20 protein-coding genes and 1 tRNA gene are annotated in these 23,190 nt (G+C 68.6%); 11 read left to right on the plus strand and 10 right to left on the minus strand.

The genetic code is table 11. The features are described from left to right. Window positions 1-135: 135 nt before the first annotated feature. The 8 genes from ABJI51_RS15760 to ABJI51_RS15795 form a co-directional block, all read right to left on the minus strand. Window positions 136-1,527: a S1C family serine protease gene (locus tag ABJI51_RS15760; protein WP_348951463.1), complete on the minus strand. Its 1,392-nt coding sequence runs from the start codon at window positions 1,525-1,527 to the stop codon at window positions 136-138. Between the two features lie 73 nt (window positions 1,528-1,600). Beyond that, window positions 1,601-2,683, minus strand: a complete 1,083-nt coding sequence (gene galT, locus ABJI51_RS15765; RefSeq protein ID WP_348951465.1) for a galactose-1-phosphate uridylyltransferase — start codon at window positions 2,681-2,683, stop codon at window positions 1,601-1,603. Beyond that, on the minus strand, window positions 2,680-3,480 hold the full coding sequence (locus ABJI51_RS15770) for a DeoR/GlpR family DNA-binding transcription regulator (protein ID WP_348951467.1): 801 nt from the start codon (window positions 3,478-3,480) through the stop codon (window positions 2,680-2,682). The genes galT and ABJI51_RS15770 overlap by 4 nt, the downstream gene beginning before the upstream one ends. 97 nt (window positions 3,481-3,577) lie before the next feature. Further along, window positions 3,578-3,844 (minus strand): hypothetical protein, encoded by a 267-nt coding sequence (locus ABJI51_RS15775; RefSeq protein ID WP_348951469.1) that lies wholly within the window; start codon window positions 3,842-3,844, stop codon window positions 3,578-3,580. 48 nt (window positions 3,845-3,892) lie between these two features. Beyond that, window positions 3,893-5,302, minus strand: a complete 1,410-nt coding sequence (locus ABJI51_RS15780; protein ID WP_348951470.1) for a sensor histidine kinase — start codon at window positions 5,300-5,302, stop codon at window positions 3,893-3,895. After that, on the minus strand, window positions 5,299-5,991 hold the full coding sequence (locus ABJI51_RS15785; protein ID WP_348951472.1) for a response regulator transcription factor: 693 nt from the start codon (window positions 5,989-5,991) through the stop codon (window positions 5,299-5,301). The genes ABJI51_RS15780 and ABJI51_RS15785 overlap by 4 nt, the downstream gene beginning before the upstream one ends. A gap of 66 nt (window positions 5,992-6,057) precedes the next feature. Beyond that, window positions 6,058-6,666: a trimeric intracellular cation channel family protein gene (locus ABJI51_RS15790; RefSeq protein WP_348951474.1), complete on the minus strand. Its 609-nt coding sequence runs from the start codon at window positions 6,664-6,666 to the stop codon at window positions 6,058-6,060. Between the two features lie 3 nt (window positions 6,667-6,669). Next, window positions 6,670-7,323 carry a response regulator gene (locus ABJI51_RS15795; protein WP_003087851.1) on the minus strand — a complete coding sequence of 218 codons (654 nt, stop codon included), beginning with the start codon at window positions 7,321-7,323 and terminating at the stop codon, window positions 6,670-6,672. A gap of 262 nt (window positions 7,324-7,585) precedes the next feature. On the opposite strand from ABJI51_RS15795, the gene ABJI51_RS15800 reads away from it, so the two are divergent. Then, window positions 7,586-7,658: transfer RNA gene (locus ABJI51_RS15800), tRNA-Arg, on the plus strand. A 147-nt stretch (window positions 7,659-7,805) separates the two neighbouring features. Here the strand turns inward: ABJI51_RS15800 and ABJI51_RS15805 are convergent. Next, the gene (locus ABJI51_RS15805; RefSeq protein ID WP_348951477.1) at window positions 7,806-9,653 is read right to left on the minus strand and encodes a DNA/RNA helicase domain-containing protein; all 1,848 of its coding nucleotides are present in this window, start codon (window positions 9,651-9,653) and stop codon (window positions 7,806-7,808) included. A gap of 261 nt (window positions 9,654-9,914) precedes the next feature. Between ABJI51_RS15805 and ABJI51_RS15810 the strand changes: the two genes are divergently transcribed. From ABJI51_RS15810 to ABJI51_RS15850, 9 genes are all read left to right on the plus strand, one after another. Next, a complete protein-coding gene (locus ABJI51_RS15810; RefSeq protein ID WP_348951481.1) occupies window positions 9,915-11,816 on the plus strand; it encodes a DNA/RNA helicase domain-containing protein in 1,902 nt (633 codons plus the stop codon). A gap of 753 nt (window positions 11,817-12,569) precedes the next feature. Continuing rightward, the gene (locus tag ABJI51_RS15815; protein WP_348951483.1) at window positions 12,570-13,166 is read left to right on the plus strand and encodes a toll/interleukin-1 receptor domain-containing protein; all 597 of its coding nucleotides are present in this window, start codon (window positions 12,570-12,572) and stop codon (window positions 13,164-13,166) included. Window positions 13,167-13,200: 34 nt separating this feature from the next. Then, window positions 13,201-15,342, plus strand: a complete 2,142-nt coding sequence (locus tag ABJI51_RS15820; protein ID WP_348951485.1) for a hypothetical protein — start codon at window positions 13,201-13,203, stop codon at window positions 15,340-15,342. Beyond that, the gene (locus ABJI51_RS15825; protein ID WP_348951487.1) at window positions 15,339-16,334 is read left to right on the plus strand and encodes a hypothetical protein; all 996 of its coding nucleotides are present in this window, start codon (window positions 15,339-15,341) and stop codon (window positions 16,332-16,334) included. Before ABJI51_RS15820 ends, ABJI51_RS15825 begins: the two co-directional genes overlap by 4 nt. Window positions 16,335-16,341: 7 nt before the next feature. Beyond that, window positions 16,342-17,361 carry a serine/threonine protein phosphatase gene (locus ABJI51_RS15830; RefSeq protein ID WP_348951489.1) on the plus strand — a complete coding sequence of 340 codons (1,020 nt, stop codon included), beginning with the start codon at window positions 16,342-16,344 and terminating at the stop codon, window positions 17,359-17,361. Further along, window positions 17,298-18,392 (plus strand): protein kinase domain-containing protein, encoded by a 1,095-nt coding sequence (locus ABJI51_RS15835; RefSeq protein ID WP_348951491.1) that lies wholly within the window; start codon window positions 17,298-17,300, stop codon window positions 18,390-18,392. The genes ABJI51_RS15830 and ABJI51_RS15835 overlap by 64 nt, the downstream gene beginning before the upstream one ends. After that, window positions 18,389-19,096 carry a vWA domain-containing protein gene (locus tag ABJI51_RS15840; RefSeq protein ID WP_348951492.1) on the plus strand — a complete coding sequence of 236 codons (708 nt, stop codon included), beginning with the start codon at window positions 18,389-18,391 and terminating at the stop codon, window positions 19,094-19,096. Before ABJI51_RS15835 ends, ABJI51_RS15840 begins: the two co-directional genes overlap by 4 nt. A gap of 4 nt (window positions 19,097-19,100) precedes the next feature. Then, window positions 19,101-19,697 carry a hypothetical protein gene (locus tag ABJI51_RS15845; RefSeq protein WP_348951494.1) on the plus strand — a complete coding sequence of 199 codons (597 nt, stop codon included), beginning with the start codon at window positions 19,101-19,103 and terminating at the stop codon, window positions 19,695-19,697. A 94-nt stretch (window positions 19,698-19,791) separates the two neighbouring features. Beyond that, window positions 19,792-20,433: a hypothetical protein gene (locus tag ABJI51_RS15850; protein ID WP_348951496.1), complete on the plus strand. Its 642-nt coding sequence runs from the start codon at window positions 19,792-19,794 to the stop codon at window positions 20,431-20,433. A gap of 33 nt (window positions 20,434-20,466) precedes the next feature. On the opposite strand, the gene ABJI51_RS15855 is transcribed toward ABJI51_RS15850, so the two are convergent. Continuing rightward, window positions 20,467-22,482: a hypothetical protein gene (locus ABJI51_RS15855; RefSeq protein WP_348951498.1), complete on the minus strand. Its 2,016-nt coding sequence runs from the start codon at window positions 22,480-22,482 to the stop codon at window positions 20,467-20,469. Window positions 22,483-22,626: 144 nt separating this feature from the next. Here ABJI51_RS15855 and ABJI51_RS15860 point away from each other — a divergent pair, with 144 nt between their 5' ends. Next, entirely contained in the window at window positions 22,627-23,097 is a 471-nt protein-coding gene (locus ABJI51_RS15860; RefSeq protein ID WP_348951500.1) for a UPF0158 family protein, read from the plus strand. Window positions 23,098-23,190 lie beyond the last annotated feature (93 nt).

Genomic DNA, 23,190 nt, shown 5'->3' on the forward strand with positions numbered 1-23,190 from the left:
CCGGCACAAATGCGGCCACGCGCGACCGGCATCGAGTGCCTGGGTCGCGCGTGGCCTTGTGGGTCCGGCCCCGGTTCCGGGGGTCGAGCCGAAGCTGGTCTCGGTCGCCCCGAGGCGACCGAGCGTCTGGTGGGATCAGTTGGGCTGGACGGGCTGGCCGCCGAGGGTCACCTCGACCGTGCGGCCGTCGGCGAGGGTGAACGTCGCCTTCTCGTCCGGGGCGCGGGTGCGGACCGCCGCGACCAGCGTGTCGGCCGAGTCGATCGTGCGGTCGTCGATCTTGACCACCACGTCGCCCGCCTTGAGGCCGGCCTTCTCGGCGGGGCTGCCGGGCTGGATGGCGCCCAGCTCCGCACCGCCCTGCGGGGAGTCCTTCACCTGCGCGCCGATGTAGGTCTGCACCGCCTGGCCGGTCTTGATGATCGTGTCCGCGGTGCGGCGAGCCTGGTCGATCGGGATCGCGAAGCCGATGCCGACGTTGCCGCCCTCCGAGCCGCCGCCCTGGCCGCGGGCTGACTGCGGGCTGTAGATCGCGGAGTTGATGCCGATGACCTGCCCGGCCATGTTCGCCAGCGGGCCACCGGAGTTGCCCGGGTTGATCGCCGCGTCGGTCTGGACGGCGTCCATCACCGTGGTCTGGTCGCCGCTGCTGCCGCCGGCGCGCACCGGCCGGTGCAGCGAGCTGACGATGCCCGAGGTGACCGTGCCTGCCAGCTCGAACGGCGAGCCGATGGCGACCACGGACTGGCCGACGCGCAGGTCGTCGGACCGGCCGAGCTCGACCGGGGTCAGTCCGCTGACGCCGCTGACCTTGACCACCGCGATGTCGGTCGTCGGGTCACGGCCGATGATCTTGGCGGGCGCCTTCTTGCCGTCCTGGAACACGGCCTGGATCTGCCCGCCGCTCGCGGCGACCTCGACGACGTGGTTGTTGGTCAGGATGTAGCCGTCGGTGCTGATCACGAACCCCGAGCCCTCGCCGGCACCCTGCTGGCCGCTGACCTGCAGCTCGACGACGCTCGGCGACAGCTTCTGCGCGACCGCCTCGACCGAGCCCGCGGGCGCGTTGCCGGTCTGCTGGGCCGGCTTCGGCGCGTCGAGCGCGTTGGTGACCGGACCGGACCGCCCGCCGGTGAAGTACCCGACCGTCCCGCCCGCGATGCCGCCGACCAGCAGCGCGACCAGCGCGACACCGGCGAGCAGCTTCCCGCCGGAGCGCTTCGGCGGCGACGGCGGCGGGTTGTACGCGGACGTGCCGTACGGGTTCGGCGGCGGGTAGACGCTCTGCTGGGTCTGCTGGCCCGTCGCGGCACCCTGCGCGGACCAGGGGTTCGCGTTCTGCTGCGTTCCGTAGGACGGATCGGCCCCGGTCACCGCGTGGTAGGACGGCTCGGCGTACGGCGATCCGCCGGACTCGGCCTGCTCACCGTACGGTTTCCCCGCCCAGCCGCCCTGCGCGGCCTGCTGGCCGGTCTCGGGCTGGCGCGGCGCCGCGGGGTCGTGCGCGCTGGGGTCGTTCTCGGTCATGTCATCACCTTGCGGGACGGTCCTGAGAGGTTCCTGAGCCGAACCTGTGCATCGGAGATGAGTATGGCCGGGTTCAGCCGGCCGCGCGGAGCCGTTCCGCGATCTGCTCCGGCGTGGCGTCGTTGATCCACACCGCCATGCCGGACTCGGACCCCGCCAGGTACTTCAGCTTGTCCTTCGCGCGCAGCACGGAGAACAGCTCCAGGTGGAGCCAGCCGAGGTCGCGGTCGCGGCGCACCGGTGCCTGGTGCCACGCCGCGATGTAGGGCAGCGGCCGGTCGTACAGCGCGTCGCAGCGGCGCAGCACGTCGAGGTAGACGTCGGCGAAGTCGTCGCGCTCGTCGTCGGTCAGCGCGGGGATGTCCGGCACCTGCCGGTGCGGCACGATCTGCACCTGGACCGGCCAGCGGGCCGCCGGCGGCACGTACGCCGTCCAGTGCTCCCCGGACGTCACCACGCGGGCGCCGGACTTGCGTTCGGCGGCGAGCACGTCGCCGAGCACCGGGCGGCCGTGTTCGGCCTGGTAGGCGCGGGCGACCTCGAGCATCCGCCCGGTCTTGGGCGTGACGAACGGGTAGCCGTAGATCTGCCCGTGCGGGTGCGACAGCGTGACGCCGATCTCCTCGCCGCGGTTCTCGAACGGGAAGACCTGTTCCACACCGGGCACTTCGGACAGTGCGGCCGTGCGGTCCGCCCACGCGTCGACCACGGCCCGCACCTGCTTCGCGCTCAGCTGCCCGAAGGAGCCCTCGTGGTTGCTGGTGAAGCAGACGACCTCGCAGCGGCCACGCCCGGGCGCCACCGGCACCAGTCCCAGCCCGTCCACAGTGGACGATTCGCCGACGACGTCCTCGGCGAACGACGGGAACCGGTTCTCGAAGACGACGACGTCGTAGTCGCTTTCGGGGATCTCGCTCGGCTTGCCCGGCTTGCTCGGGCACAGCGGGCACAGGTCGGCGGGCGGCTTGTAGGTCCGCGTCTGCCGGTGCGCGGCCATCGCGACCCACTCGCCGGTCAGCGGGTCACGCCGGATCTCCGACGCGGCCGAAACCGGCGGCAGGTCGCGGGTGTCCTCGGCGACGCGGTCGGGCGCGCCGGGCTGGTCGAAGTAGATGATCTCCCGGCCGTCGGCCAGGTGTCGTACGGTGCGCTTCACGCTTCTTGGGCCTCGTCCGTCTCCGCCGTCTCGGCGATCATGAGTTCTCCCGCCCGTTCGGCGAGTATTTCCTTGGCCTCGTCGGGAATCCCGTCATCGGTGACGACGACGTCGGCCTCGTCGAGGTCGGCGATCGTGGAGATGCCGACGGTGCCCCACTTCGTGTGGTCGGCGAGCACGACCAGCTTGCGCCCGGCCTCGACCAGCGCGCGGTCGGTCTCGCTCTCGGTGAGGTTCGGCGTGGTGAACCCGGGCCCGTCGGCCATCCCGTGCACGCCGAGGAAGACGACGTCCAGGTGCAGCGACCGCAGGCTGTGCACGGCGACCGGCCCGACCAGCGCGTCCGACGGCGTCCGCACCCCGCCGGTGAGCACGACCGTGCGGTCCGGCTGCGTCGACCCGCGGAGCACGTCGGCGACCTGGATCGAGTTGGTCACGATGGTGAGCCCGGGGATGGCGTCGAGCGCACGGGCGAGGGTCCACGTGGTGGTGCCCGCGGAGAGGCCGATCGCGGTGCCTGGCCGGACGAGCGTCGCGGCGAGCTCGGCGATGGCTTCCTTCTGCGCGCGCTGGCGCACGGACTTCGCCTCGAACCCGGGTTCGTCGGTGCTCTTGCCGACGACCGAGGTGGCGCCGCCGTAGACCTTCTCGACGAGCCCGCGGCCGGCGAGGACGTCGAGGTCGCGGCGGACCGTCATGTCGGACACGCCCAGCCTGGCCACGAGGTCACTGACCCGGACCGCCCCGGTCCGGCGTGCCTCTTCCAGGATCACCGCCTGTCGCTGACGCGCCAGCACCGTCTACTCCGTCCGTCGCACCCCAACCACACAAAATCCTACACGATTCAACACAGGATCCGCAGGAGCACGGTGGGTGAACTTTGGAAAGAGCAGGTCACAGCGCGATCGGCAGCACGACGCCCCAAGCGAACAACACCACGACGGGTGAGGCGAGCGCAACCCGCCATCCCCGCGGCAGCGCAAGTACCCAGGCCACCACGGCGGCGCCGAACACGGCGAGCGGCACGAGCAGGAGCCCGACGATCACGCACGCCGGGCCGGTGCAGATGGCCTGGTACGGAAACGCGCTCAAGGCCAGCGTGGCCAGCAGCCCGCTCGCGGCCGCGACGAGGCAACGGCGGACCAGCTCCCGGCGGGACATCCCCCGATCCTGGCCGGTTCCGCCGCCGTCGTCCCGGAAACGCCGGGATCAGCCGGGTGCGCCGGGCAGCCGGATCGTCATCAGCGCGCCGCCTTCGGGCGCCCGCGAGGCGTACACCGCGCCGCCGTGCCGCTCGGCCGCGTGCTTGACGATCGCCAGGCCCAGGCCGGAACCGGGCAGCGTCCGGGCCTCCGACGAGCGGTAGAAGCGGTCGAACACCTTGGGCAGGTCCTCTTCGGCGATGCCCGGCCCGGCGTCGGCCACCTCGACGACCGCGGTGCCGTCGCCGAGCGGGTACAGCCGCACCCAGACCGTCGATTCGGGCGGCGAGAACTTCACCGCGTTGTCGAGCAGGTTCAGCACCGCGCGCTCGAGCGAGCTGTTGTCGCCGGTGAGCACCCACGGCTGCAGCGAGACGTCGAAGTGGATCTCGCCGGCCCGCCGCCGCGCCCGGTCCAGCGCCCGCTCGACGACGTCCATCAGCTCGACGCGCTCGAAGCGCTCACGCGGCTCGTCCTGGCGCGCCAGCTCGACGAGGTCGCCGATCAGCTGCGTCAGCTCGTCGAGCTGGCCGCTGATGTCGGCTACGATGTCGGCCCGGTCCTCGTCCGGCAGCGGTGGCGCGCCCGGCTTGCTCGCGGCCAGCAGCAGCTCGAGGTTGGTACGCAGCGAGGTCAGCGGCGTGCGCAGCTCGTGCCCGGCGTCGGCGACCAGCTGGCGCTGGCGTTCCTGCGAGTCCGCGACCGTGCCGAGCATGGTGTTGAAGGTCTGGGTGAGGCGCGCCAGCTCGTCGTCGCCGCTGACCGGGATCGGCCGCAGGTCACCAGTCCTGGCGACGCGCTCGGCGGCCGAGGTCAGCCGGTCGACCGGGCGCAGGCCGGCCCGCGCGACCGCGGTGCCCGCGGCAGCGGCGACCAGGATGCCCGCCCCGCCGATCAGGAACAGCACCAGCGCGAGCTCGTTCAGCGTGCGCTTGGTCGGGCCCATGGACTGCGCGAGCACGATGGCCTCGCCGTGGTTGTTCGGCAGCGCGACGACGCGGCTGTCGGTGCGGAAGTCCGTCCGCATCGACTGCGGCGAGTCGCCGTTCGCGACGTCCAGCTCGTCCTGGCCGAACGGCGGCGGCGAGCTGGACACCGGGTAGATCATCACGGCGTGCTGGACGTCGGGCGCGGCGTTGAGCTGCCCGATCTGCAGGTCGGCGCTGGCCAGGAACGCGCCGGGCACCTGCTGCAGCTGGGTCTGCACCTGCGGCGACTTGACCGCGGCCTGCGCACGCGCCATCAGGCTGTCGTCCAGCTGCTGGTAGAGGTTGCTGCGCACGACCATGTACGCGCCGACCGACACCAGCGCGACGGCGCCGGCCACGCACGCGGCGGCGAGCAGCGTCACCCGGCCGCGCAGCGAGAACCGGCGGGCTCCCCACCGCGTGCCACGGGGATCGCCCGGTTCGGTCACGGCGGGGTTTCCCGCAGGACGTACCCCACTCCCCGCACCGTGTGGATCAGCCTCGGCTCCCCCTCGGCCTCCGTCTTGCGGCGCAAGTAGCCGACGTAGACCTCCAGCGCGTTGCCCGACGTCGGGAAGTCGTAACCCCATACTTCCTCCAGGATCCGGCCACGCGTGAGGACGTGCTTCGGGTAGGAAAGGAACAGTTCCAGCAGGGCGAACTCGGTCCGGGTGAGACTGATCTCACGCCCGCCGCGGCGGACCTCGCGCGTGCCGGGATCGAGCGTCAGGTCGGCGAAGGACAGGACCTCCGACGCCTGGCCGTTCTGCGCTTCCGGCGCGGCCCGGCGCAGCAGCGCCCGCAGCCTGGCCAGCAGCTCTTCGAGCGCGAAGGGCTTCGGCAGGTAGTCGTCGGCGCCGGCGTCCAGCCCGGACACGCGGTCGGAGACGGTGTCGCGGGCGGTGAGCACGAGGATCGGCAGGTCGTCGCCGGTGCTGCGCAGGCGGCGGGCGACCTCGAGGCCGTCGAGCCGGGGCATCATGACGTCGAGGACCATCGCGTCCGGCCGGTCGGCGATGATCGCCTCCAGTGCCTGCGCACCGTCGCTGGCCAGCTGGACCTGGTAGCCGTTGAACTCCAGGGACCGCCGCAGCGATTCACGGACGGCGCGGTCGTCGTCCACCACAAGGATGCGCATGGCTGTAGTTTTACGCAGCGTGCTGAGACCCGCCTAAGAACACACGCAGAACTCACAAAGGATTCGTCACTCCGTGGCCCGCGCGACCGGCGCGTTCCAGCGCCGCCAGAGCGCGACCATCCGGAAGGTCACCACGACGGCGGCCGCGACCACGGTCACCGGCCCCTGCGGGAGTCGCAGAGCGTGACCGCCGGCGACGAGCGCCGAGCCGGCCAGCGCGGCGACGGCGTAGATCTCCTTCCGCAGGACGAGCGGGATTTCCCGGAGCAGCAGATCGCGCACGGCCCCGCCGCCGATGCCGGTGGTCATCCCGATCAGGCACGCGGCGTAGACGGTGGCGCCGGCGTTGAGCGCGATGGTCGTCCCGGCGGTGGCGAAGACGCCGAGCCCGAGAGCGTCGGCGAGCAGCACGCCCCGCCGCAGCCGCGCAACCTGCGGGTGGAAGACGAAGACGACCAGCGCGGTCCCGGCACAGACGGCGAGGTAGGGCCAGTTCCGCAGGGTCGTCGGCGGATGGATGCCGAGCAGGACGTCCCGGATGACACCGCCCCCGAGCGCGGTGGTGAGCCCGACGACGACAACGCCGAAGACATCGAGCCGCGCCCGCACGGCGGCGAGTGCCCCGGACGCGGCGAAGGCGACGAGCCCGAGGAACTCCAGGGCCGTGAGCAGCATGTTTTATTGATCGAGCAGCCCACCGCGGTAGGCCAGCAGCGCGGCCTGCACCCGGTTGGCGGCGCCGATCTTCGAGAGCACGGCGGAGACGTACCCCTTGACGGTGGCTTCGGAGAGGTGCAGCCGCCCGCCGATCTCGGCGTTGCTCAGCCCCTGGCCGATGAGGGCGACGACCTCGCGTTCGCGTTCGGACAGTGAGGCGAGCAGCTTCCGGGCGGGCTGAGCAGCGCGTTGTTCGTCCCGGTGGGACTGGACCATCCGCGCGGCAACACCGGGATCAAGCACGGCACCCCCGCGCGCTAGGTCCCTGACGGCCCTGAGGAGCGCGGCGGGATCGATGTCCTTGAGGAGGAAGCCGTTCGCCCCGAGTCGGAGGGCGAGACTGACGTATTCGTCGATGTCGAAGGTGGTCAGCATGGCAACGGTGGGCGGATCGGGAAGGGCGAGGATGGCCCGCAGAGCACGGATGCCGTCATCGGGAGCCCGCATCTTGATGTCGAGAAGGGCCACGTCAGGGTGATAACGCCGCGCGACCTCCACGGCGGATCTGCCATCGCTCGCCTCGCCCACGATCTCGATGTCCTGGGCCCCGGACATCATCGCGCGCAGTCCCGAGCGCACCAGTTCCTCGTCGTCGGCGAACATGAGCTTGATCAACGAAGCCCTCCGCAACAGCCGGTGGAGGCGGCAACCCGCATCCCGTTAACGAAGGTTACCTACTGTTGTTCAGCAGTTCGAAACCAGACACGACCAGGTGAGGCACTGGTCCGTCCAGGTCAGGTGCGGTGGCCCGCTCGGCGGGGTGTACGGGGGTCTCGAGAACCACTCACCTGGGTGACTACGACCGTCGGGTTGCTCCATCCGTGCCCCTGCTGCTGCGGACGTCCGGGGCCCGCTAAGCTGGGCACGGCAGTAGCAGGCCCTCGTAGCTCAGGGGATAGAGCACCGCTCTCCTAAAGCGGGTGTCGCAGGTTCGAATCCTGCCGGGGGCACACTTTGCGGTCATCACCACGTGAAGACCTCACGTTGCGCGGGTGCGCCTGGGCACTACACGCCGTGATGGTCTGTCGATACCAGTTCCCGCCGGGCCTGAGCCGCACGATCGGCCGAGCCGTGTGGGCCCCGACTCGCCCACCTTCCTACCTGCAGAACCGTCGAAGGAACTCGTTGGTTTCCTCGTCGACCGAGTACGCGCACGTGCCGGACATGCCACGCGTCATCAGCACCTTGTAGGTGTTCCGCACGAGCCGGTCGAACGTCCGCACGTCGGCCTTGTTCACCGACTTGTCCCACGACTTGTCCCGTTGAGGGACCCACTGACCGTTCCGGATCACCAGGTCTTCGCCAAAGATGACGCCCGACCAGTCGTACTCGAATCCCTGAGCCGTGTAGATGCACCCCACCTGCCCGAAGCCCGCCGGATCCGATGCCCAGTACGAAGCCGACGGGAAACCTTCGGCTTCCTGCCCCTGTCTGATGTTCCAAGAACGGTGCCAACCACCGATCTGCACGTCCTTGACCGGCTCGTACGCACCACCGGCACGAACCGGGTCTCGCCAGTCCCAGCAGAAGCCGGCCGCGATTCTCGCCGTTCCGGAGAAGTTGCCCGACTGTCGCATGAGCCAGCGCTCCAGCGCATCCGGTGAATTCACCGAATCGACCACGTACTCGTCGTCGGTCCCGGCGACGAACTCGGACCACGCGACGGGGCCACCCTCGACTATGCCCAGCAGCCGCAACACCCATTCGTCGTAGCGCTGGGAGCCGCCGCACCGGAACTGGCCATCGAGGGCGATTTCCTCGATCCGGCACCCTTTGGCCTCAGCCACCTCGGCGATCCGCCGCACGGTGTGCGCTTCCCCCGGCCGGACTGCCTGGTGCTCGTCGAGCAGGAAAACGGGAACCTTGGCCACATCGATCAGCCGGGATACCTGCGGCGGTATCGTTTCCCGCCAACGCGCGGGAACGTTGCTGTTGTCGCGAATGCGGTGCGCCTCGTCGCAGATCAGCACGTCCAGCGAGTTCACTTCAGCGTGGTCGAAGTCATTGAAATACTTGAAGAGATTCACGATCCGTTCGTCATCACCGGCCACCTGCTTCCGGAGGGTCTCGGTGAACGCCCGGGACCCGGTGGCGTGCAAGACTTTTCCCCAGCGACCGGCAAGTGCACTCATCAGTGCGATTGCTATCGCGCTCTTGCCGGATCCGGGGCCGCCGCGGACGATGACGACAGTCTTCTGCCACTCACTTCCGTCCAAGGCCCGGTCTGCCCGTTCGACAGCGTTCAGCACCTGGTCATAGGCGACCTTCTGCGCATCGAGCAGCAAGAAGCTCTTTCTGCCTTCCATCGCGTCAACAGCAGCCTTGAGCAGCGTGCGCGCAGGCATACGAGGCGCCTCGATAAGACGAATGGCCGCTTCCCGAGCGGCATCGGCAGTGGCAGGATCGTCGTCCAGAAGCGCGTGCAGGTCCGCGACCAGATCTCCCATCTGGTCGCGGGTGTACAACTGCCCGAAGTCGTCGAAGTGGAACTCGTCGAGGTTCCAGTCTTCGGATCGCTGGGCGTTGTGCAGATACGCCGCACCCTTCACCTGCGACGGAGCACGTGCCAGCAAAGGTGTGAAGTCGAGAAGGTAGCGGCAGTACCGCCGTACCTGTTCGGCCGGGTGCAGATGTGGTTGCTTGCTTCCGGGGAAGGCCGACACCAGGCCTGCCGCGACCATGGCCGGTTCCGTCCACTGTTTGAGCTCGATCAGCAGGTACGACGGTTGGCGCGTCTCGGGATGAACTCCGCAGAGCACGGCATCGATCCGGCGCGGACAGTAGGGCAGCCGACATTCGAGGATGACTTGAACATGTCCGAGCCCGGCGTCACAGAGCAGCTCGAACAACACCGGCAGGCTGTTGCGCCACGCACCCAGCTCGCCTCCGGCTTCGCTGCGCGAGTAAGGCACCCCGGTGCGCTTCGCCAGTGCGCGAACGAGCACTTCCCGATCAGCTTGGCGCAAGCTCTGAGCAGAGTCAGTCCTCGCCAGCAAAGCGCAACCTCCCCAGTCACACTTCCGAGTTAACTCGAACAGGCTATAGCATCACCCTCAGCTGTAAGAGGAGTTCCCGGTCGGCCGCCGTTGCACGGTCGGCCGGGCTGAATCGGCTACCGTGGTCGACGCGGCCCGCCGGGCACCGAGGCACTGCCTCGTCGCTGCCCCCACAACCGTCGTCGATGACGCACGCCTATGGGGGACGAAGTGGCTCTGGTCCGCGGAACCGCAAATGCGCTTCTCGCCGAAGCGAATGCGGGACAACTGCACATCCGCCTGCGCGAGCAGTCCGGATATGTCCTCGGCACGCGCCCCGGACTCGGCGAGGTGAATTCCTGGCACAAGAGCCTGCCGATTCTGCTCCGGGACCTCGTCGACGCAGGCCTTGGCGAAGTGGAAGTTCTCCTGGAACACCAGCTCCCCCACAGCAAGCAGCGGATCGACGTCGTGCTCTGCGGAACCCATCCCCGCACCGGGGACAGCAGCTTCGTCTTCGTCGAGCTCAAGCAATGGTCGAGAGCCGAGCTCTACCTCGCCGAGGTGATCAATGTGCCCGGGCTTCCCGGACATCATCTCCATCCGGCCGAGCAGGTGCGCAGCTACTGTCAGTACTTCGTAGATCACACCCCCGCTCTGGTCGACCGGCCGAGCGCCGTTCACGGGGTGGCCTACCTGCACAATGCCCGGCGTCCGGATGTAGCTGCCTTGACTCAGCATCCGGTCAGCGCCTACAGCCGGTTGTTCACCATGGACGACCGCGCCCAGCTCGCCGACCATCTTGGCGCGGTGCTCGACGGGGCTGCGCAACCAGGAGCCAACCGGCTGGCCGGAGACGAGTTCCTCGGTTTCGTCCACCGGCCGACCAAGCCGCTTCTGACCCACGCCGCCGCGGAGATCCGGGACCGCGAGCAGTTCGTGCTGCTGGACGAGCAGAAGGTGGCCTACGAAGTGGTGATGCAGGCCGTCGAACGCTCGAGGGCGGCCCGGACTCATACCGTCGTCATTGTCGAGGGCGGCCCTGGCTCGGGAAAGAGTGTCATCGCCCTGAGCCTTCTCGGCGAGCTGGCCAGGCGCGGCCTTGCGGTCGAGCATGCCACCGGCTCGAAATCCTTCACCGAGACGATGCGCAAGTACGCCGGGCATCGCAGCACGCGAACAAAAGGGCTGTTCAAGTATTTCAACACCTACGTGGGAAGCCAGCCGCGCGACCTGGACGTCCTGATCTGCGACGAAGCTCATCGCATCCGGGAGAAGGGCATCAACCAGTACACCAGGAGAGAACAGCGAGAGCGCGCCGACCGTCAGGTCAACGAACTGATCAACGTGGCAGCCGTTCCGGTCTTCCTGCTGGACGAGCATCAGACCGTGCGCCCGGGAGAAATGGGATCACTGCGCGAAATCACGGCGGCAGCGGAAGCACTGGGGTGCGCTGTCGAAGTCGTCCGCCTGAGGGATCAGCTGCGGTGTGGGGGCTCCGCCTCGTACGACGACTGGGTGGCCCGGCTGCTCGGCCTCGGTGCCGGCGCGGAGCCGCCCATCTCATGGAGCAAGCTCGCCGGCCCACTCGACGGCGGAATCATGTTGACGAGCGCTGCTTCCCCGGAAGCACTCGAAGCGTGGGTGCTGCAGCAGGCAGCCCACCACGGCGGAACGGCACGGCTGGCCGCGGGTTTCTGCTGGCCGTGGAGCAATCCCAAGGAAGGCGAAGACGGACGCTACCTCGTCGACGATGTCGTGATCGGTGACTGGAAACGCCCCTGGAACGCCAAATCAGAGGGATCCAAGGCCGTACCCGGTGTCCCGTCCTCGGCCTACTGGGCCACGGACGAACGTGGCTTCGGACAGGTGGGATGCATTTACACCGCACAGGGATTCGAATACGACTGGTCGGGCGTCATCTTCGGCAAGGATCTCGTCCGGCGGGACGGCCACTGGGTCCCGGATCGTAAGGCGTCGAAGGACCCGGCGGTGCGCAAAGCCGATGAGCTGCACTTTTCCGCTTTGATCAAGAACACCTACAAGGTGTTGCTCACCAGGGGCATGCGGGGCACGGCCGTCTTTTCCGAAGACCCGGAGACGCAGGCCTTCCTCGAAGAGATGACCAGCTGAACCAGCTGCCCCCTTCCCAAAGGGTCGGCCGGCTCCTCGGTGCAGAGCTGGAATTCGACCAGCACGGCTCACCGCGAAGATGACTGGACTGCAGCTCCGCGACAAGCCGATCTTCAGCTGGCCGGCCCGCCCGCGGAGCACGGGCAAGGTCTCGCGGACGCCGCCCGGCAGGGTCGGCCGACATCACGACTTTCGCGCGCGGCCGACGCAGGCCATCAGCTTCACAAATGCGTTCGGTGTTCCGGCTTCGCCGAATCCCGGTGACCACGCTTCAAGAGCTGCAGCGACACGCTCGGCCGGAGTTCTACCGCTGAACATCAACCGGCGCGACGCTGATGCCGGCCCCACTCGCGAAGCACCTCCCTTGATGGACAGTTGCAATGCCGCGTTCACCGTACTGTCCAAACTGGTCGCATCCGAAGCGGTGCCGGACACGCGACCGACACGGTCTGCCCGCTCGACTACCGCGATTACCTCTGCAGACCACAGCGTTCCTTCATAATCGGCAAACCGGAATAATCCTGATTTCTACGCCGAGGTGCAGGCAAACCAGGGAACACTATCCCCCTGAGCCCGTCCACGTGCCAAGCACAGGACACACCGGCCAGATACTGGTCACAGACCGGACACCCAGGCAATGGAAACCGGAAAATCCCGCTACCAATAAGTAACCCCTTGTCAAGAGCGCGTCCGGCCGCCAATGATTACTCATCCAGACCGGCCATGCGCCGTCGACCGAGAGAGGCCATCCGAGTGACGCAGGTTTTCCTCAACTACCGCGCCGACGACGAAAAATTCGGAGTTGCCCTCATCGATCGTGCCTTATCGGAGAAGTTCGGCGAGTCTGCGGTCTTTTTCGCATCACGCTCGATCGACCTCGGCGCCGAATGGGAACGGGAGATGTTCGACGCTGTCCGCAGATCGGACGCACTGCTGGTGATCATGGGGCGGAACTGGCTCGAATCCCCTGTTCCCGGCACCGGCCATCGGCGGATCGACGATCCCTGCGACTTCGTTCGGCGAGAGATCGAAACCGCCTTCGAGCTGGGCAAGCAGGTGATCCCGGTCCGGCTCGACGTGCGCAGGTTCACCGCTGAAGAGCTACCCGAGACGCTCAGGTCCTTGCCTGAACTCCAGGATATCCACATCCACTGCCGAACGACGAAAACCGACATCGACCAGCTCGCGGAGCGGCTGCGCAAGCTGATCCCCTCGCTCCCCGCGGCCGAGGCACCGCCGGTGTACACCACGCCGAAGTTCGTCGGAACCGCGCACGCCGGCGGCACCCTGACCCAGGCGGACCGGATCGAGGTGGCGGGGGACTTCTTCGCCGGCCCGCGCTTCCCGTGAAACCCACCGCGCGACTGCTTCCGGAGGACGTTCATTGAGCGACGAACAGGCCGCCGACCCGCCTGCTTCGCCGTGGGAGGAGCCAGCGGCACCCGAAACCGACCCCAAGACGGGTGCCGAATCGGGGCCTGCCGCCCCGACGACCCGCGACGAAGCGCTGAACAAGCTCCGCGGAACCACACCGGACCTCTCCAGCGTCCGGTTCGGCAAGATCATCGCCGAAGGTCTCAGCAAGCTCGGCGGTGTGAACACCGTCAACGTGTTCCAGGGCGATTTCACCGTCGAAGGCGACTTCGCCGCGGGCACGGGCAGGCGCTCCGGAGCCCGCCGGGGAGGCCGCGAACGGCTGCAGCCGGAAGACCTGAGCGCGGCGACCGAATACTTCGTCGACCCGCCGGCCTTCGACACCGGTGTCGAAATGCTGGCCGAGGGCAATCTGCTCGTCCTCTCCGGACCCGCGGGAACCGGTCGCCGCACCTGTGCGATCGCGATGCTGCGCAAGGTGCTCGGACGGCACGCACCGGACGCGTCCGTCTTCCGGCTCCACGGCTCGGTCGTCGGCAACCTCAACTGGCGGGTGCCGCAGCGGGGCAGCGGTTTCCTCGTCTTCGACACTCCGACCGCCGCCGGCCGGACGGCCGCCGAGAAGGTGACCGACGACTGGCTGACGAGAACCGCACAGCAGCTGGCCGACCAGGAAAGCTGGCTGATCGTGGTCACCGGGCCGGTCCGCGGCACGCTCGAGACCGCGGTCAAGCGACCCGAGTTCGTGCTCGAGGACATGGAGCTCCCCGACCCGATGGACATCGTCGACCGGGTCATCACCGGCGAGGTCCCCTGGGCGGCCGATCGGCTCGCGGACCTCGAGACTGCCGGTCTCCCCGACCTGCTGCACGACCGGGACGACCCGGCGTTCGCCAAGCGCGCGGCGGCGGCCATCGTCGACGCGTTGCGGACGGGCGCGAACCTCGCCGAGGTGGTGACCAGGCTCGGCAACCCGGAGGACCAGGTCCATGAATGGCTCAGCCACGAACCCGAGTCGACGGAGGTGGCACTGGTTCTGGCCACGGCAGTGCTCGAAGGAGCGAGCTACCTGAACGTCGCGGACGCCGCGACGGAACTCTTCCGCGAGTTGTCCGGCAGCACGGCGAGCATGTTCCCGCGCTATCTCAGGCGCCTGCTCGCCGAACGGGGCTGGATCGACCTCGTCCGCTCCGAGGAGGCGCCGCCGGTTCTCAGGTTCAAGTACCCGCGGCTGCGCGCGGTCGTCCTGAGCGTGACATGGTTCGAACTCGATGGCGCACGAACGAAGATCCTGGCCTGGCTGCAAAACCTCGCCGAGCACACGAACGTCGAGGTCCGGGCACGGGCCGCGCAGGCAGCCGGGATTCTGACCTCGAACGACTTCGAACACGGCGTGCACCGATACCTCTTGCCCTGGGCGCACAGCAAGTCCGCCCGGCTCCGGCAGAGTGCCGCCCAGAGTCTCAACACCGCAGCCGCACTGGCAGATCACGCCGACGCCGCGTGGTCCTACATCGAGCTGTGGGCGGACCTCGCGGGCCACAGCGCCAAAGGTGCCAGCAACCTGCCGGCGACGGCGGGGCTCGCCGCCGGTGGCACGCTGGGCGAACGTGCTCCGCACCGGGCCCTTCGCGTGCTGCACTCGCTCGTCGCCGCCGACGACTGGGCACTGCTCGAGCCCGTTGCTGTGAGCACCCAGACCCTGCTCGAAGCAGGCTGCGGCAAGGAGGTCCTCGACGCCCTGCTCAAGTGGACCCAACCGTCGCAAGACGAGGATGTCGTTCTCAAGGGACTCACCATGTTCGCCTTCGCCGTCACGCCTGAGGATGCGATCCGCGAAGCGCCGTTGCTCCTCCGAACAGCCGCAAGCCACCGTGACGCACTCCCGGAGCTGTGGGGACGGGCGTTGGGAAACCACTCCGCTCGCGACATGGCCCGAAACGCGCTGCGGGAGTGGATCCGGTTCACCGACAGGGATCCGCGAACCGCGCCCGTGGTGCTGGACGTGCTCGCCGGCATCGCGGACCGTGGCCGGACGGATTTCGAGCGTCTGCTCCACGCGCTGCGAGGGTGGGCGCTGGATCCGGAGGACCCCTCCCGGCAGGCGATGACTTTCCACGACCAGCTCGTAGACGCGGAAGAGGCGATATGATCCAGACATACAATCCGATCATCCGGCGCACCGAGCTCGCGCGGTTCCGGATCACGACCCCACTCCGCGCTCCTGACCTGGGCACCGCGCTGGTCCTCGAACGAGCCGTCGGGGACCCGCTGGTGGTCCGGCACGGCGAGCGGGTGCCCGACGCCAGGACCGGGAACTACCGCCGGGTGTGCCTCGTCGACGTGGCGACGCGCGGGCTTTCCTTCACGGTCAACGCGGCCGGCTCCGATGCCGCCTTCCCGTTCAGCGTCACGGTGCGGTTCGCCTGCCGCGTGACCGACCCCGTCGCGATCGCGCGGGACGACGTGCAGGACATGACGGCCGCACTGGTCCCGTCCTTGAGCGCCGTCGTGCGGGAAGTCGCGGCCGGGTTCGACGCACTGCACCCGACCGCTGCCGAAAGCGCTGTCACGCGGCGGCTGAACTCCGCGCACCCGATGCCTACCATCGAGCTCAGCGGCTACACCGTGGCCGTCTCGGTGGTCGACGCCGAGGACTTCGTCACCACCCAGCGGAAGATCCGCGTGCGGAAAATGAACTACGACGCGATGCGGCCGATCGCGGGTGGTTCACGCGAGGACATGCTCGCGCACCTGATGTCGCTCGACGACGGAAACCCGATGTCCCTGCTGGACCGCGAACGCCGGGAGCGGGAGGCCGATACCAAGGCCAAGCTCGACGCCCTGCGGATTCTGATGGGCGAGGAACGGGAAGGGTTCGACGCCGCGGAGGTGCGCAAACAGGTGCTGGAGGAGTTCTTCCCCGGCGGTCCTTCGACTTCCCGGCGTGGCAGCATCCGGGAACGGCTCAGCGCCGCTTCGCGAAGTGCCCTGCCCGGAGGGTCCGTCGTGGAGGGGAACCTGCCTGCCGCAGACGAGGGGGCGGCAACGTCCACTGAACCGGCCAAGCCTGCAACGGAAGCACGCCGGACCAGCCGTATCCGGGGGACGATGGGACCGTCGGCCCCGTCCGGGAACCAGTGAGAACCGAATGGACATCGAAGCGGGTCCGCGCGGACGGGCCAGGGTGTGGCACCACGTCGAACATGGCTTCGGCTCCCTCGCGATCTGGACCGAGCGCGTTCCCGGCCGGGGCGAGGATGCCGACCCCCTCGCCGTTTTCCACCGGCCGACCGGGATGGGCCTGCTCGCAGTGTTCGACGGCGTCGGCGGGTCCGGCCGCGCCGCCGCGGGACGGACACCGCTAGGCGTCGAGCGTACCCAGGCTTGGATCGCGTCTCGGCGCGTCCGCGGGCTCGTCGAGGAATGGTTCGTCAGCGAGCACACGGCGGCTTCCGCGGAAGGCCTCGCCACGCACATCGCGACCCGCCTCGGCGAGGACGTCCCCCGGCGTGGCCGCATCCGCGGGTCCATCCACCGTGAGCTGCCCACCACCTTCGCCGGCCTGACGTTCGACATCGACGGCTCGGTCCTGCGGTGGGAGACACTCTGGGCGGGGGATTCACGGTGCTATCTCCTCGAAACCGGGGTGGGGTTGCAACAGCTGAGCCGGGACGACTGCGACCTCGGCGACGCGCTGGCGCAGCTGGTTCAGGATCCACCCATGACGAACGTGATCTGCGCCAACCAGCCGTTCCGGATCAACGCCAGTCCTGGCACCGCCGACCTGCCGTGTGTCCTGCTCTGCGCCACCGACGGGTTCTTCGGCTACGTCGACACACCGGCCCGGTTCGAGCTCCTCCTGCTGGAAACCCTGCTTTCCTCGCAAGACTGCCTGCACTGGGCGGGACAGCTCGCAGAGCGGGTCGGTTCCTACACCGGCGACGACGCTTCACTCGCGATGGCCGCGTTCGGGTTCACCGATTTCGCCGCACTGCGCGCGAGCTTCCGCGCACGGCTCGACTACCTGCGCCAGGCGCACGCGTGCCCGATGGACGACGTCGCGTCCGCCGGCCGACCGGCCCTGGTGACGGCCCGGGAACGGTCGTGGCAAGCGTATCGGGACGGCTACGAACGCAGGATCGCCACCGGGAGCCGGGAACACTTGTGAAAAAGGGACAGGTCCTCAACGGCTATGAGGTCGTGACCAGACCGACCAACGCCGACGCCGGCAAGTGCCTGTGGGCCTTCGCGCGCAAGGGAAGTGAAGAGTTCTTCATCAAGGAGTACCTCGATCCTAAGCGTCCACGGCCCGACTCGATGGGTTCGATCGCCGACAAGAAGCGCCGCCACGCCGAGTGCCGACGATTCGAACTGCGGCAGCGGCAGGTGTCGACGACCCTGCGAAGCGACCACCCGAAAGCGGGCAACCTGGTGCTGACCCGGGACTTCTTCGTCGACGGCACCCGGTACTACAAGGTGACCGAACGGATCGCCGTAGCCGACATTCACCCGCAGGAGCTCGATCCCGCGCGTCAGCTCGTCCTGATCCGCACCCTGGCGGAGAGCCTGAGCCTGCTGCACGAGAAGGGCATCGTGCACGGTGACCTGAAGCCGGAGAACGTCCTGCTCCACCAGCCCGAGGGCAGCAGGCTGTTCATCGCCAAGCTGATCGACTTCGACGACGCCTACCCCGCCGGGGATCCACCGCCCCCGGGTGTGGTCGCGGGCAACCCACTCTACGGAGCGCCGGAGTGGCTCCAGTACGTCCGTTCCGATCCCGGTGTCCCTCCGTCCGGTCTGACCGGCGCGGTCGACGTCTTCGCATTCGCCCTGGTCGTCCACACCTACCTGATCGGCTCCCTGCCGGAATACGGCCCACGGCACGAGTCGCCCGCCGCGGCGGTTCTGGCGGGCGACCCGTTGCGGTGGGACCACGCCCTCGACGATGACTGGCACCAGATTCTCGGCGCGATGACCGACGTCATTCCGGCGGCTCGCCCGGACGTCTCGATCGCGACCGAGGCCATCGGCTTCCTGCTCGGCGAAGATCGAGACCGTTTTTCGCCGAGCAGGCCCGCGCCGGCACCGAGGCGCAGCCGCGTGCGCATCAATCTCACCGGCCGTGCGGCCGTCCGGACACGGGGACGGCTGCGGATCAACCTGGGCAGCTCACCGATGCCCGACGAAAGGACCCGATGACCATTCAGGACCGGCAGCGCACCAATCTCGAGTACGCCGTCGACATCGTGCTCTGCATCGACACCACCGGCAGCATGGGACCGATCCTGGACAACGTGAAGCACAGCGCGCTGTCGTTCCCGGGACGGCTCGCCCAGGAGATGGCCGACAAGGGGCGCGGGATCAGCAGGCTCCGGCTCAAGGTGATCGCCTTCCGCGATTTCGGTGACCGGGCGGACGACGCTCTCACCGAATCCGGGTTCATGACGGTCCCCGGAGAGCTGGCGGAATTCGAGCGCTCGGTGCGCGCCCTCGTTCCTCGCGGCGGCGGCGACGCGCCGGAATCTGGTCTGGAGGCACTGGCCCTTGCGTTGGCGTCGGACTGGGAAACCGGCCTCGACCGGCGCAGGCACGTCGTCGTCGTGTTCACCGACGCACCGGCGCACCGGCTGGGCGATCCGCGGCAGACCGGCGCGCGCACCTACCCGGCGTCGATGCCTTCGTCACTGGACGCACTGTTTTCCCAATGGGGACATGGGCAGAGCCAAGCCGCCCTCATGGAGAACTCCTCGAAACGCCTGTTGCTCTTCGCCCCCGAGGAATACCCCTGGACCGACATCGCAGACGACTGGAACAACACGCTCTTCTTCCCGTCGACCGCGGGTGAGGGACTGGAGGAATGGGAAATGGACGAGATCATCGCGACCATCGCGAACAGTCTCTGAATCGGTGGGCATGACGATCCGGCGGCGTGCGCAGCCCGAATGGCGTCCCGAAGCCGGCCCCGGCTATGACCTGCGCCAGTACGACCGCGGACGGCCGACTGGCCTGGTGGCAGTCACGGGCTGGGATCACGGCACGGCCAGGCGCCCCGGCCTGCACGGCCCGGACGTCCGGTTGTTCCGGGACCGGGCGACACTGGTCATCGAGGAACACCCGCGCCCGGGCTACGGCGCCCGCGGTGTCGAGATCCGCGTTCCCCTCTCGTCGTGCGTGAGCGCTTCCGTAGCCGACGAGCCGGGGCTGCCGGGCACAGCGCTGGTGCGGCTCGTTCTGGTGATCCGGCTGGGGCGGCAGGCAACGTTTCCGGTTCCCCTCTGGTTTCCGCCGCGAAGCCGACGCTTCCTCCAGCAGCTGGCCGACGACGTCACCCGGGTGACTCCGGCGCCTACCCCCCGGCCGGCCCCGAAAGCCGTGCTAGCTCCACTTGCCGTGACCAGGGCACCCGATGACGACGATTGGATCACCTTCAAAGCCGCAGACGAAGGCGAAGCGGTACTTTCCCGGCACGCCGGGCACGAGAACGAGGTCGGCGATGGCAGGTAGAACCGCGTGGAGATGCGATTCTTGTCACACCAACAATTATGAAGACGCGGTATTCTGCCGCGTCTGCCAGCTGGAGCCGGGTAGTGCGACCGGTGTGACCGATGTGGTCGTCCACGAACAGCGCCCTCCGGAGACCGAGGCCAAACCGAGGTTCGTCGCATCGAAACACGGACCCGAATCCCGCCCCGTCATCACTTTGACCCCCGTGCCCCCGAAACCAGCGAGCGCACCTCGGCGTCCGGCGCCATCGCCGCCCCGATCCGCACTGGCGCGGCCACTGCTGCCCCGGCGTGCGACCAAGGCCGGGGCGAAGGTGCTACTGGGCTTCCTGGGCCTGGTTCTGCTCGCGGTATCCGTGGACCGGCTGGGCACGCTGGTGCCGGAAGCTTCGACGTCCGGCCAGGGCACCTCGGCGACCGAGCCGTCCTGCCCCGGCGGGGTGGCGCAGTGGTTGCCGAACGCCGGCTCGGGAACGATCCTGATCGCGCAATACGACACGGGACAGCATGTGGTCACCATTTGCCGCGACAGCCGTGGCCAGTACCACTACGACGGTCAGCTGAAGGGAAAGCCGGCTACGTCGGAAACCCACATCTCCCTGGCCGCGTCGAAGACCGCGACGGGTTTCCAGGCGAGGAACGCGGGCTACCTCTACGAGATCGACGGCCCTGACCTGCGCCTCACGAAATACGGCAAGCCCATCCAGTCGTGGCGGCTGACGCGGCTGACGCCGTAGTGTTGCCCGGCGGCAATTTCCGGCTGAGAAACATCAACGGCGGCGCTTCTTGCCCTTCCCCTTGCTGCTTCGCGACCGGGTCAGCCCACCCAGCGGGTGCGCCCGTCCCGGACCGAGCTGCTCGAACAGCTCGGCCAGCTCCGCAAGGCCAACCCGGTCCGGGTGCCCCGACGCGAGAACCGCCTCCTGCAGGTCCGCGAGTTCGGCGGCGGGCATCGCGCTCAGCATCTCGGACGCTCCTTCCGGCCCGGCCGCCTCCAGCAGGAGGAGGAACTGCTCGGTCATGCCGAGCAGGCGCTCCCGGTCGTCCATCTCGTGGAGGTCCAGCTCGCCGCGGTTGATCAGCACGTGTGTCGCGATCGGGCTCAGGGCCGGGTCGGTGCGCAGGTTGTGGAGCAGCGCGTCGCCGTCCGGGAGGGCGTTGAGGAGCACCTGCAGCCTCTCCGATGCCAGCGTCCGGAACGGGCTTTCGCGGACCGCGTCCAGCAGGAGCGGCAGGCCCTTCTCGCGGCCGCCGTGTGCGGCCAGCCAGCCGGAGACCTCCTCCGCGGCCGTCTCCCGGGTGTAGTGGTCGACGAGCGTGCTCAGCATCGGGCCCGGGGCGGCGTTGACCAGGTCACCGACCAGAGGCGCGACCCTGCCCTCCCGCAGGAGCCGTGCGCGGACCGCCCTCGTCGCCAGGGGCGTGAGGGACACCAGGTCGAGCGAAGGGGCCTCGAGTGCGGTCCGCAGCCGGTCCTGGACGTCCGGTGGGAGCTCGGGGTTCTCCGGGACCAGGTCCATGGTGTACATCGGGTCGGCCGGGCCGGTGGTCAGCTCCACCGCGCCGAACTCGGCCAGCTCGGCGAGCAGCCGGCGGAACTCGGCCGCCAGGCCCTCCCGCCAGACCGGTTCCATCGACGGCGCGAGGTCGAGGTAGACGCCCTCGACGCAGGCGAGCCACACGGTTTCGGCCAGCCTCGCAACGGGAATCGGCTCCGGCATGCCGTAGACCGTGTTGAGCACGTCCGGCAGGACGAAGCCGAGGCTGCTGTCGAGCAGGTCCGCGTAGCCGACCACCGGACCGGTCGGCTTCACCAGCAGACCCGGCTCCGGGAGCGCATCGAACGCCGCAGTCCAAAGCTCCAGGGCGTTCTTCAGCAGCGGCGCCGCCTTCGCCACCTGGACCAGCTTTCCCTTGACCACTCGCACGATCCGGGTGCGCTTGGCGAGTTCGAAGAGGATGGCGAGGCCGGGCAGGTCGGCGCTGCTGCGGACCGGATACACCTTGTCGCCGATTCGCCGTTCGAGCGTGTCGCCGGTGTCCAGCAGCGACACCAGTTCGCGGGCGTCGGAGAGCTTCAGGTTTCCGGTGGACGTCAGCGCGCGGCCGTCGCCCACCCAGTCGACGAGCTTTCGCAGCCGCGCCACGATCGTCGAGCTTTCGGCGGCTTCCGCGAGTTCCGGGTCCGGCGGCAGCGAAACCGGCGGCTGCGGAAACGTCCGTCCGGCCTGTTCGGTGAGCTGCCGGGCGACGAGTCCGTCCAGCAGCTCGGCGTCGTAATCGTGCCGTCCTTCGCGCACCTCGGCCAAGAACGCGTTCAGCGCGTCGTGGTCCGAGGGGTCGATTCCGTTGCGGGCGGCCGTCATCACCCAGTATTTCGCGACGCCGAAATGGCGTTCATCGGCCATTGCGGCCGGGAATTCCGGCGCTGCCTTGGTCACCGCCGCTTCGAGGTCCGGCAGCGGATCGCCTGTGGGGTCGGCCAGGCCTGTCTCGTGCAGGTAGCGGAGGAAGAGCCGCAGCGTTCCGGGTACGAGAACGGATTCGTCCGCGGTGGCCGACAGCGTGCGCGGCACGTACGAGAGCAAGAAGTCCCGGACCAGCTCGGCGGTCCAGTAACCGAGCCGCCCGTCGGCCGACGTGTGGCGGAACTGCAGCGCCGACATGACGGCGTACGGGTCGACCTCGTGCCCCTGCTCGGTGGCCCACGTGGTGAAACGGCGGACTACGAGGTCCTGCGCCGCTTCGAAGCCTTCGTGGTCGTCCTGGTCGTAGTACGTACGCACACCGGTTCCTGTCGTGTCGCTTACTGGCGGTACGGGGCAGCGCGTGGCCGGCCGGGCTCGGTGAGTGAACTGCCGGTCACGGCCGACAGGATATGCGTAAGTGTTCCCCGACCGTATGCCGCCACCGGGAATAGGCTTGACCGCATGCTCGCTCTGGAAAAGTTCGACCTCGAAGAGATCGCGGCCGCCCTGCAGGACCAGACCGATTACGAGCACTTCCACCTGGTCGACCCGCGCACCGGTGAAATGGGGTACTGGACCCGCGACACCGGGGTGGACGGTCACCATCCGGTCGACCTCGACGACGCGGACCAGGTCGTCATCGAACCTCTGCCTTCCTCGGTGTGGTACCAGGACATGGCGGACTTCGCGGAAGGCATCAGCGACGAAGAAGCCGGCCGGCGGTTGACGAGAGCCATCCGGGGCCGCGGCGCTTTCCGCCGGTTCAAGGACGAATTGCACGAGGAATACCCGGAACTTCTCGAGCACTGGTACGAGTTCAGCGACACCCGGGCGAAACGCCGCGCGGTCGAGTGGCTTGCCGACAACCAGCTCGTCGACCGTGAGGTCGCCGAGCGGTTCGTCGCCGGGCACCCCGATCCCCGGCTGCCCTAGCCGGACCCAAGGGCCGGATCGCTCGAGGCGCTCCTGCAAGCCCGTCTTGCGGCGGTGTTCGGCACGCAGCTCGTCGAGCCGTTCGGCGAACCT

It is taken from the genome of Amycolatopsis melonis, from assembly GCF_040064235.1.
In the GTDB taxonomy this organism is placed as follows: domain Bacteria; phylum Actinomycetota; class Actinomycetes; order Mycobacteriales; family Pseudonocardiaceae; genus Amycolatopsis; species Amycolatopsis melonis.